Here is an 11842-nt window from a genome sequence, read left to right on the forward strand (position 1 = left end):
AGCAAGTTACCGTTGGTAGCTTGCTTTTTTTATGATGGCGTGTCATTGAATGACCAAGTAAGCGTTGATTGCATTTGTTTATCCAATAATGAGGACTTAATGATCGTTGCTGGATTGAGTGAAAGACGGAAACTTTTATCAGGATTGTGGCTCAAACTAACACTTTTTTGGCTGTTTTCTGATTGACCTTGCCAAAAAGTGGTTGCATGATCCGATAACTCATCATCGCCATACATGAGTTTGAGATCATGACGCGTTATCTTGTCAGTTGTGCCATTTGCCTCCCAGTCGCTAGTTTGCGAAACTGTGATGTCATAGGTGATAGTTGCTTCTAAGTTGATGAGATCAAGCTTTCCTGTTGACATATTAGTTGCTATCGGCAACTTTCCGCCACCAAAGACGCTCGCATTCAGTGTACCAAAAACAATGTTTGACGCAGCATCAATTGTCGGTGTTTGCGCCCAGACGTAGGTGACAGGTTCTGATCTGTCAGCGTACATTTGTGTTGTGGTGACCATGTTTCCCGTTGGACAATGGTCAGTTCCTGTCCCAACTTCTTGCCAAGACGCAGCCGTAGTTTTGTATTTTTGTCCATTATCGGTAATTGTTGTGCCAACAGCCGGTGCTGACGTGAAGTTAGGATTGTTGGCAAACTTAATATTTTTACCTAGGGCAATTTTCCAAAGGGAGTTGGTGGCATTGAACATTATGTTAAAAGCATTACCCGAGGTAGTACTCCAGCCAGTTAAATCTAAAGTCATTAATTTTGAATTTGAAAACATATACGTGAAATTTGTTACCTTAGTCACATCCCAATTACTTAAATCTAGTGAAGCTAACTTGGTATTTGAAAACATATAGCTCATATTAGTGACGTTGCTTGTGTTGAAGCCGGTTAAGGTCAAACTACTTAAGACAGTGGCATCAGCAAACATATAGCTCATGTCAACATTATTTGCCGAACGGCTGTTACCCCAACCTGAGAGGTTTAATGTTAATAAATTAGACGCCTTATAAAACATATACTGGAATGTTGTGACTTTAGAGACATCGCAATTACTGAGATTTAAACTCGTTAATCCGGTGTAGGTAAACATGTAAAACATAGTCGTTACATTTGTAATCGTTGAGTTCGTCAAATCTAAACTCGTCAAAGCAGGGGTACTATAAAACATATAAGCCATAATTACCGAACTAGTTTCAGCGCCGACATGCCAATCTGACAAGTTAAGACTTTGTATTTTGGCAGAATAAAACATTCTTAAGAACGTTGTTACTTTGGTTACATTCCAGCCACTAAAGTCTAATTCTTCTATGTTGCTATAAGCAAACATATTGCTCATATTTGTGACATTGGTGGTTTTAAAATTCGTTAAATTTAAACTAATTAACGCAACTTTACTATAAAACATATAACTCATATCAACCCCATTGGCGGTACGATTTATACCCCAATTAGATAAATCTAATGATTTTATGTTGGAGTAAGCGAACATATACTGGAATGTTGTGACTTGATCCACATTCCAGCTGCTAAGATCTATTGTTTCCGTCGTTTCGTTTTGATAAAACATATCGCTCATATTAGTCACATTGGTGGTCTGAAAGTTTGTTAAATTTAATTTAGTTAAGCCATTGTTGCTAGAGCCTTGAAACATACCTCTCATACTAACCGAGGTGGCAGTACGATTCACACCCCAATTAGATAAATTTAATGTCGATAAATTCTTTTCGCTACTAAACATTGCCTCAAATGTCACAACCTGACGCACATCCCAATCACTAAGATTTAAACTCGTTAAACCAGTGTTGGAAAACATTCCACTCATATTAGTCACATTGGTGGTCTGAAAGTTCTTCATAATTAGCGTAGTGAGTTTAGTTGTATCTGAAAACATAAATGCCATTCGAACTGAGGTTGCCGTACGATTGTTACCCCAATCGGACAGATTCAAGTACTCTAAATTATCAGTGCCATAAAACATATATGAAAAATAAACTACCTTATCTACACTCCAACCACTCAAATCCAAACTAGTGACACCACTCCCATAAAACATATAAGACATATTGGTCACATTACTGGTATTCAACACACTCAAATCAGGATTGGTTAGCCCCTTAGTGTAATAAAACCAATAAGCCATTGAAGTCACATTACTCGTATCAAAATTTTGCAAATCAATAAACTCACTGAGTTGTCCTAGATTAGCAAATAAATAAGTCACATTGGGGTCTACTGTGACATTAGCTTCAAATTGAATTTTCTTGACTTGAGTGGCCACCAAATCAGCGGCTACCAAATTCTGATCAATTCTCTGTGCTAATTGTCCCGCCCCAAAAACCAACAAACCAGTATCCGAATCAAATGTCCAAGTGCTAGTCCCGTTCGTGTTTGTCGTTATTGCTCGTGGTGCTTTTCCAGACGAAGCTGGCTTACTATCTGTCTTCGCCAAAGGTTCTTCAACTTGTGGGTCTGCTTCAACTTTAGGCTGTTCCACTTGAGCTACTTCAGGTGTCTCGGGTTCATCAGGTTCCGGTTCTGTTGGCTGACCGTCACCAGTATCGTCAGTAGCGACGCGCTGAATCAATTCTTGCAAGTCAGAGCGACCGGCATTTGGTAGACATAGCTTTTTATCCGTTTTGACGTTATCAGCTGTCATCACTTCGGCAGCTGTCACGGCTTGTACCGGTCCAGTAAAGGTTAGTAATGCAATTAATATTTGTAAGTAGAATTGTTTGTTCAAACGCATGATTTTTCTCCATTAGTAGCCTAGACCCTCATTCTATTAGGGGGGGGTGGAAGACCAGACGAATTTTTAGTGAACAAATTATGAACTATTTGAAGAAAAATATATTCTTGACTCGTATTATAATTTGTACAATAAAAAACTTGTAGCAGACTGTTTCTGCTACAAGTGGTTAAACTTTTCATGATGCTTTTGGTTCAGATTTGAAAGCATCGCGCATTTGGTTATTCGTGTTTTTGAGGATTAAGTAGTAACTCAAGTTAGAAACCGCAAATATTTCCCATATCCACCAATACTCGTCATGATTGAATCTAAAGAATATTAGCAAGTCTTTGAGTATTTCAGCAGTCCACTCATGACTAACCTCATCAAGTGACACCGTATGTGTCACTAGGCCAATCACAATTTGCAATATAAAAATCGCAATCCAACCGACAATGTAACTGCGCCCGCCACGAGAATACAGTGCACGTTCATAAATTGGTGATTCTTGATGATTTTCTTTGACAATATATTTGGTTGGCTCATCGTGCACTTTAATAGCAAAATCACGGGTTTGATACCATCCAATAAGACAGCTCATCACAAAGACAATCACTAATAAAGTCGCGTCGAAGGCATTTTTGATGCTAACATTCGTTACAAATTGGAACGCCCCAAAAGCAGGTATCATATAATACCTGACCTTGGAAACCTTCTCAAATTCAAATTGTTTTTTGATGAAATACACCGTGATGATCAGTGTACCAATAGTCAAACCTAAATGCATTGTGCTACTCCTTTTTCTAGGAATAGTATACCAGAATTGTCACATTTGGACAGATAAAAAAGCCCGTAAAAACTCGTTCTCTATGAATGAACTCAAGTTTAATTTAGAAAAAATAAAAAGGAACAAATTCTGCACCTTTTTAACTACTAATAATGATCTAATTTGTTGTTAATTGCTAAGCTCACTGACAAAGCTATAGTGATTAATAGTAAATTTTGTAACGTGAGTTGACCGATTAAAATTACAACAATTAAGGCGATAACTAAGCCACTACTAAATGTAATTAAGTTCTTGTTGAACTTGGTCATTGATAACCTCACATATAAATCAACTCTGCATTAGCCATCGTCAGACCGATTTAAATAGTATACAATTGCCAATGAAATCAACACAGAGACGATGGTTATTAATTGCCAATATTGCGGTAGCCATGTTTCCGACGCCAATGATATTAACGCAATAATTAAAACTGCAATTAATATGTTAATTTTTAGCATTATTGAGAACCAAAATTAACTATATTCCAGCGACTATTAAACTCAAACCAAGCACCACGATCTGCTGGAATAAGAGAAATAGCACCACCAACACCAGTAGCAATCATTGCAGCTGGTGCACCAGTTATTCCTGCTGAGGCAATAGCGCTGGCTACCGCTCCAGCGATTGCTACAGCCCCAGCTAATTTAACAACTTTAACTAACGCAGAATTAATGTACAGTCGCGTATGCCCATTGCTATATGATTTTACATAAGTACTGCCTTGACGCAACTCATCCATACTAATTACCGCCTGCTTATCTGATTCAGATAGCTTTTGATAAGCGCTATAATCATTTTCTTTGATATAGTTCAAAACGGCTACTCCAGAAATATAGTGACTTGTTGAAGAACTATCTAAGACCGGATTATTTGGATCTAGCCCACCAAAATCAGTAGTTGTAGTTAATTTTGCAGTATTCTGTGTTGTAGTGTCCGCAAATACACTTGTTGCTGGTATAACAGCAGTTGTCAAGTTTGCTGCTGTTAAAACACCTAGCGTCATTCCAATAATATTCTTCATAACAAAACTCCCCTTTACTTGATGATAAAATATTTGCAATTTAATTCATAAGCTTGTCCCCTGGGTACAACACGAGTATACTACTTTTACTTGTTAATGTATACCATTTATTTAAAAAGTCTTATAAATATGCACTATAATTACTTTTAATAACATATACCAATTTATTTATTCACCCAAAATAGACCAAGAGTCTAAATTAGGAAGATAAAGCAATACTCATCAGTTAAAGAATTCAAAGGCGCAAGTCAATCTTGAATCATGTATGATAACAATGGTCAAATTTAGACAAAATTAAAACGGCTAGTTGTCGTTATTCTACCGTCAACTAGCCGTTCTAATTATTAGTTAAATTTCACTTTAACTTTTTGAACATTCATCAAAAACGCGCTTTTCTATGTTCAACCTTCAGATTCAATCAATTGTGAACCAAGCTCATAGTTATGTGAATAATCAACAGGAATATCAACTACCACAGGGCCTTCCGTAGCAAAAGCCTCGTCTAATATTTTATCCAACTGATCAGGCGTTGTAACGCGCAAACCTTTAGCACCGAAACTTTCAGCATATTTTACAATATCAATATTACCAAATGTGACACCAGCAGATTCACCGTTGTATTTCATTTCTTCTTGGAATTTAACCATGTCATAATGCGCGTTATCATTCCAAACAATGTGAACAGTGTTCAATTGTAAACGCACCGCCGTTTCTAATTCCATAGCTGAGAAGAAGAAACCACCATCGCCCGATACAGAGACAGACTTTGCATTTGGTCGAACCATAGCAGCGGTCAAAGACCATGGCAAACCAACACCAAGCGTCTGCATACCGTTAGAAATTAAGAAGTGACGTGCCACGTAAGATTTGAAATGACGTGCCATCCAAATATAGTGTGATCCAATATCTGTTGAAACTGTCATATCATCTGTAACGTGGGCTTGGATTGACTTAATAACATTAAGCGGATGGTTCAAGTTACCTTCAGCAGGTGTGTAAGATGGTTCGTCAGAAGCACGCAAATCATCTTTTAATGCTTTCAAGACACTTTGACTTTCAGCAGGGACTTGATACCCATTGATACGCTCTGCCAACAAATCCAAACTCTGCGCTAAATCACCAATCAATTGACGTTTTGGTACAAAATTGTTGTCAATTTGAACATGTGTCGTGTCTAGCGCAACAATATTCAAATTATTTTCCTTATTCCAGTTTCGTGGCTCATATTCAATGGCATCATAACCCAATGTCACCACTAAATCAGCTTGTTGCAAAAGCTTGTCACCTGTTTGGTTACGGAATAATCCGATACGACCAAAGAAAGTTTCAGGTTCGAGGTCTCGAGAGATAACCCCTGCACCTTGGAATGTTTCAACAACTGGTAACGTCGTTTGTTTAAGCAAATGATGCAAAGCCGTCACCGTTGCATCATCAGATCCGCGCGCACCCACCAACAAAACAGGTAGCTTAGCCTGTTTGATTTGTTCAGCCAACCAATCGAGGTCAGCAATAGCAGCAGCACCTTGCTGTGCCTCAGGTACTTGTGGCAATGCAGAAATTGATACTGGTGCATCATCAACATCTTGTGGTAATGACACAAACGCCGCACCCTTTTTCGCACCATTCGCCGCCGCAAAAGCATTTGCAATGATTTCTGAGATATTATTAGGATCTTGAATTTCTGAACTATAATGAGTGATAGCGTTAAAGAGCGATACTGAATTCGTTGACTGGTGTGTCAAACGATACAAATCACGGCGTGGTACTTGACCACCAATGGCAACAACTGAATCACTTTCAGCGTTAGCTGTCATCAAACCGGTTGCTAAGTTACCAACACCTGGTCCAGAAGTCGCAATCACAACACCTGTTTTACCTGTGATACGTGAAAATGCTTGTGCCATAAAGGCGGCATTTTGTTCGTGACGTGTCACAATTAACTTTGGTACTTTTTGACCGGTCTTGGGATGTTCAAGTGTTTCAAATAAACGATCAATTTTTGCACCTGGAATACCAAAAACAAGGTCAACACCATGATTAACTAGACTGTCTGTGACAATATCTGAACCATATTTTTGTTCTGTCATTTAAAGTTTGCCTCTTCTTGATTTAATAATGTTATCATAGCACTTTTCACATGAGTTTTGTACTGGTTAATTGTGAAGTTTGTTTTAATATCAATGATACATAATTCACAAACTCAACGTTTTTAAAGATTGTGAATTATTTCTCAACAAAAAAGCTTGCCTCATCGGGCAAGCTTTCTCACTTTTAATCACTAAATTCAAACACAAAGTCAGAATTATTAATGCGCACATCATCACCATCTTTGGCGCCGGCTTCACGTAGCTTATCATCAACGCCCATATGACGCAGTTGACGCGCAAAACGCATAATAGTTGCATCTCGTTGAATATTTGTCATTAAGAACAACTTTTCAATTTCTGCCCCACTTAACAACCAACGCTCCTCATCTTCAACCCACTCAACAGTAAAGTCGTGTGTTTCAGGTGTAAAGGTGTACGTTTTCTCAGTCACTTCGTTTTCCACTACTGGACGATAGCTTTCAGGTGCAGGCGCAGTGGCCAACATATCTGCTGTCAAACGCATTAGGTCTTTTACACCATCTCGTGTAATTGAAGAAATAGGCATAATCGTGGGCATAGTTGGCAAACCGGAATCTGCTTCGACTTCTGATGTGAATTTTGCCAAATTTTCGTTTGAATCAGGCATATCCATCTTAGTAGGCACCACAATTTGTGGGCGATTTAAAATCGTCTCATCGTATTGTTGCAACTCATCTAAAATTTTGCGGTATTGCGTATAAGGATCAGTGCCTTCAATACCTGACATATCAACTAAGTGCAAGATTACCTTAGTTCGCTCAACATGTCGTAAAAATTGAAAGCCTAGACCAACGCCTTGCGCAGCACCCTCAATCAAACCCGGCAAGTCCGCCATAACAAAGTCACGATCATCATCCAAACGCACCATACCAATATTAGGAGATAAAGTTGTAAAATGATAAGCAGCTACTTTGGGTTTCGCATTTGATACAACAGACAATAGCGTTGATTTTCCTGCAGAAGGAAAACCAACTAGTCCTACATCTGCTAAGACTTTCAACTCTAATTTGAGATTGCGAATTTCACCTGGTTCACCGTTTTCGGACAACTCTGGTGCAGGATTAGCAGGCGTTGCAAAATGGATGTTACCGCGACCGCCACGACCACCTTTAGCAACAACAAGCTCTTGTCCATTTTCTAGCAAATCAGCTAATACTTCGCCTGTGTCGGCGTCGCTTACTGTTGTGCCTTGTGGCACTTTAATATACCGGTCATCAGCGGATGCACCAGTCATACCTTTTGTGCCCCCATTACCACCAGGTTGTGCCTTAAAATGGCGGTTGTATCGGAAGTCCATTAATGTCCGCAGACCTTCATCTACTTTAAAAATGATTGACCCACCGTGACCACCGTCACCACCAAAAGGTCCTCCCATTGCCACGAATTTTTCGTGACGGAAAGACACAATACCATCGCCACCTTTTCCGGCTTTTACTTCAATTTGTGCTTGATCTACGAATGCCATAAATTTGTCATGGCGTTGACCTCAAGTCAGTCGCCACTTTTCTCCTTGTCTGCACACCCTGTGTGCTTGCGTATGTTAAACACTCTAGTTTACCATAAAAGCATGAAATTAGCTATGTTCCCCGGCATTAAGCGACAGGTGAATTACTCGCGCTAGTTTTTCGTTGATACCAATTGCCGCCAATTCATCAATACTTGCTGCCGTGATTTTTGGTAATGACCCAAATTCACGCAATAATTTTTGGCGCGTTTTGGGTCCTACACCTTGAATTGTGTCGAGTCGTGAAGCTAACGAATGCTTACTCCGTAATTGGCGATGGAAACTAATGGCAAAACGATGAACTTCTTCTTGTACGCGTTGAATTAAGAAAAACCCCTCAGATTGTTTATCCAAAGTCACAATTTGTTCTGTGTTACCATCGATTAAATCAGCCGTCTTGTGCTTATCATTTTTGACCATTGCGGCAATCGGAACATTTATAAGCCCAAGTTCGTCAATCAATACCTCTTTAGCTGCATGTAGCTGAATTTCACCACCATCCATTAAAATCAAATCAGGTAAATCACCACCCTCTTTGAGAACACGACTGTAACGTCGACGGATTACTTCCTGCGTTTCAGCCCATTCATCAGCGTGATGAGTAGACTGAATTTTGTACTTGCGATAAAGATCCTTGTTGGGTACGCCATCATCAAAAACAACCATCGCACTGACAATCTCGACCCCTTGCGTATGAGAATGGTCAAAGGCCTCAATCCGATGTCCCATCGGAATATTTAACGCGTCGGTGATTTCTTTCATGGCACCAGTTGTTTTTCGTTCATTTAATTGCATCAAACGGAACTTTTCTTCTAAGACGATTTGCGCATTTTTGGCCGCCAAATCAAGCAAATCTCGCTTTTCACCACGCACTGGTATTCGAACTGGTACATTCAATATTTCTGAAAGCGCCTTGGTATCAATGCCTTTTGGCACCAATACTTCGCGTGGCTTCTGAATGTTTTTTTGTGCATAAAACTGTTGTATGAAGCTCGTGACTTCTTCGTCAGCCTCACCTACAATCGCAAAGGTCCGTTTAAATTGACGAATGAGACGGGCTTGGCGCAAGAAAAAGACTTCAACCGTCATCCAACCTTTATCCAAATAGTAGTTGAATAAATCTCGTGGTGTCGTATCACGTGATAATACCCGTTGGCTTTCAACTGTTTCATCAATATATTTTAACTGATCACGCAAATCCGCTGCATGTTCAAATTCCAGCGATGACGCTGCTTTTTGCATCTTTTCGGTGATTATTTTTCTCACCGCTTTGGTGTCACCATCTAGAAAATGCTTGATACGTGTAATTTGTTGATCGTATTCAGTTTTAGGCACTTCATGCCAACATGGTCCCAAACACTGCCCCATATTGTAATACAAGCAAGGCCGTCCTTGAAACCCATTACAGCGACGTAAAGGATAGTTTTTCTCTAAAAATCGTAATGTTTCTTGCGCTGCATAAACGTTTGGATATGGTCCAAAATAAAAACCACCGTCTTTTTTAACTTCGTTGACTAGCGCCATTTTAGGATCACGTTCTTTGGTGATTTTGATGTAAGGATACCCCGTACCGTATTTGAGGCGAATATTATAGTAAGGTTTGTACTTTTTAATCAATTCATTCTCAATTAAAAAGGCTTCCTTATCAGAATTGGTCACAATAAAATCAAAATCAACAATATTGGCAACCAATTCAGCTGTCTTACCATCGTGATCTTGTTTAAAGTATGATCTTACTCGGTTTTTGAGATTTTTTGCCTTGCCGACATAAATAATTTTACCGTTAGCATCTTTCATTTGATAAGAGCCCGGTTCAGCCGGTAGCAAGGTTAATTTTTGTTCAATATGTTGTGATGGATTTGCTAACATAGTTTCATTATACCAGTCATGTCACGTACTGCTATAAAAACGGTCATGACAAGCGATTAAAAATCCTACCATTATAGATGATAGGATTTTGAGAATAATTATTTTTGGTGCGCCAAGGAAGCTGCCACAAAATCATGGTAGAGACCTTCTGGACGATCAGGACGTGATAAGAATTCAGGATGATATTGCGCTGCAACGAAGAAGTCATTTTTAGGATATTCGATTACTTCCATCAAACGATCATCCGGTGAAGTTGCCGCAAAGACCATACCAGCTTTTTCAAATTCATCGCGGAATTTGGTGTTAAATTCATAACGGTGACGATGACGTTCTTCAACCTCAGGCTTATTGCCATAAGCTTTTGCTGTCAATGTGTCGTGCAACAACATAGCTGGATACAAGCCTAAACGTAGTGTGCCACCGCGGTTTTCAACATTTTCTTGATCTTTCATCAAATCAATAATTGGCGCTGATGTCTCTGGATTTAGTTCAGTAGAGTTAGCATCTTTGTAACCCAAAACATTTCTGGCAAATTCAACAGATGCTAACTGCATACCCAAGCACACACCTAGGAATGGTGTATTATTTTCACGGGCATAACGAATCGCTTCAATTTTGCCCTCTGTACCACGTGCGCCAAATCCACCTGGTACAATCACACCATCTGCGTCTTGCAACAAATCGTTGACATTATCAGCAGTGACAGTTTCTGACTTAATGTGATTGATGTTAACTTCTGCTTCTTGCGAGTATCCAGCATGTTTCAAAGCTTCATTCACTGAAATATAAGCATCTGGCAAGTCCGTGTATTTACCAACTAAAGTAATGTTAACTGCTTTTTTAGGATGCTTAATTGATTCAACCATTGTTGACCAAGCTGTCATATCAGCTTGTGGTGCATCAATTTGTAACTTATTCAAAACCACATCGTCCATGCCTTGTGCTTGTAAGTTCAATGGAATTTCGTAAAGGGTTTCAACATCGCGTGATTCAATGACAGCGTCAGCTTTAACATCAGTGAAAGTTGATATCTTACGTTTGAGTCCTTCTTCTAATGGTTCTGATGTACGTAAGACAATCATGTCAGGTTGAATACCCAATGAACGCAATTGTGCAACCGAATGCTGCGTTGGCTTTGTTTTTGCTTCACCAGCTGCAGTCAAGTAAACAATCAAACTGGTATGAATGTAAAAGACGTTTTCGTTGCCAAGATCAGACTTCATTTGACGCAATGCTTCAATGAATGGCAAGCTTTCAATATCACCGACCGTACCACCGACTTCGACAATAACAACATCCGCATCCGTCGATTCAGCAGCTTTTTTCATTTTGTCTTTGATAGCATCTGTAATATGTGGAATAACTTGAACTGTTCCGCCGTCATAATCACCACGACGTTCCTTAGCCAAAACTTCGGAATAAATACGACCTGTTGTCACGTTAGAATACATGTTGGTATTGATGTCCATGAAACGCTCATAATGACCCATATCAAGATCTGTTTCCAAGCCATCCCCTGTCACAAAAGTTTCACCATGTTGATAAGGTGACATCGTTCCGGGATCAATGTTGATATAGGGATCTAGTTTTTGAATCGCTAACTTGAGCCCGCGATTTTTTAGCAAACGACCTAAAGATGCCGCCACAATTCCTTTACCAAGCGATGACACAACGCCGCCGGTAACGAAAATATACTTCACTTGTTTATCTGCCATGATGCCTCCTCATGATTCCATCTGCGTTTACAACCACAGAAATGACGTA

The 11842-nt window shown here is 39.4% G+C and carries 8 protein-coding genes; all 8 read right to left on the reverse strand.

What is annotated here, in order from left to right; genetic code table 11:
- Positions 1–29: 29 nt before the first annotated feature.
- Positions 30–2753, reverse strand: coding sequence for a BspA family leucine-rich repeat surface protein (locus IEU65_RS01765; RefSeq protein WP_010285862.1), 2724 nt, complete (start codon positions 2751–2753; stop codon positions 30–32).
- Between the two features lie 178 nt (positions 2754–2931).
- The gene (locus IEU65_RS01770) at positions 2932–3519 is read right to left on the reverse strand and encodes a hypothetical protein (RefSeq protein ID WP_010285860.1); all 588 of its coding nucleotides are present in this window, start codon (positions 3517–3519) and stop codon (positions 2932–2934) included.
- A gap of 146 nt (positions 3520–3665) precedes the next feature.
- Complete coding sequence (locus IEU65_RS01775) at positions 3666–3827, reverse strand: hypothetical protein (RefSeq protein WP_010285857.1); 162 nt, start codon at positions 3825–3827, stop codon at positions 3666–3668.
- 188 nt (positions 3828–4015) lie between these two features.
- Positions 4016–4579: a hypothetical protein gene (locus IEU65_RS01780; RefSeq protein WP_010285853.1), complete on the reverse strand. Its 564-nt coding sequence runs from the start codon at positions 4577–4579 to the stop codon at positions 4016–4018.
- A gap of 401 nt (positions 4580–4980) precedes the next feature.
- Positions 4981–6666, reverse strand: a complete 1686-nt coding sequence (alsS, locus tag IEU65_RS01785; RefSeq protein ID WP_010285850.1) for an acetolactate synthase AlsS — start codon at positions 6664–6666, stop codon at positions 4981–4983.
- A 184-nt stretch (positions 6667–6850) separates the two neighbouring features.
- Positions 6851–8170, reverse strand: coding sequence for a GTPase ObgE (obgE, locus tag IEU65_RS01790; RefSeq protein ID WP_010285848.1), 1320 nt, complete (start codon positions 8168–8170; stop codon positions 6851–6853).
- A 108-nt stretch (positions 8171–8278) separates the two neighbouring features.
- Entirely contained in the window at positions 8279–10078 is a 1800-nt protein-coding gene (gene uvrC / locus IEU65_RS01795) for an excinuclease ABC subunit UvrC (protein ID WP_139967191.1), read from the reverse strand.
- 98 nt (positions 10079–10176) lie between these two features.
- Positions 10177–11793, reverse strand: a complete 1617-nt coding sequence (pyrG, locus tag IEU65_RS01800; RefSeq protein WP_010285841.1) for a CTP synthase — start codon at positions 11791–11793, stop codon at positions 10177–10179.
- Positions 11794–11842: the final 49 nt, after the last annotated feature.

Source organism: Leuconostoc pseudomesenteroides KCTC 3652 (assembly GCF_014634745.1).
GTDB classification, from domain to species: domain Bacteria; phylum Bacillota; class Bacilli; order Lactobacillales; family Lactobacillaceae; genus Leuconostoc; species Leuconostoc pseudomesenteroides.

Bases quoted from the DNA above. Each gene is read 5' to 3' on its own strand.
- uvrC (WP_139967191.1), bottom strand. From the start codon at position 10,078: ATGTTAGCAAATCCATCACAACATATTGAACAAAAATTAACCTTGCTA.
- IEU65_RS01780 (WP_010285853.1), bottom strand. From the start codon at position 4,579: ATGAAGAATATTATTGGAATGACGCTAGGTGTTTTAACAGCAGCAAAC.
- obgE (WP_010285848.1), bottom strand. From the start codon at position 8,170: ATGGCATTCGTAGATCAAGCACAAATTGAAGTAAAAGCCGGAAAAGGT.
- IEU65_RS01775 (WP_010285857.1), bottom strand. From the start codon at position 3,827: ATGACCAAGTTCAACAAGAACTTAATTACATTTAGTAGTGGCTTAGTT.
- pyrG (WP_010285841.1), bottom strand. From the start codon at position 11,793: ATGGCAGATAAACAAGTGAAGTATATTTTCGTTACCGGCGGCGTTGTG.
- IEU65_RS01770 (WP_010285860.1), bottom strand. From the start codon at position 3,519: ATGCATTTAGGTTTGACTATTGGTACACTGATCATCACGGTGTATTTC.
- IEU65_RS01765 (WP_010285862.1), bottom strand. From the start codon at position 2,753: ATGCGTTTGAACAAACAATTCTACTTACAAATATTAATTGCATTACTA.
- alsS (WP_010285850.1), bottom strand. From the start codon at position 6,666: ATGACAGAACAAAAATATGGTTCAGATATTGTCACAGACAGTCTAGTT.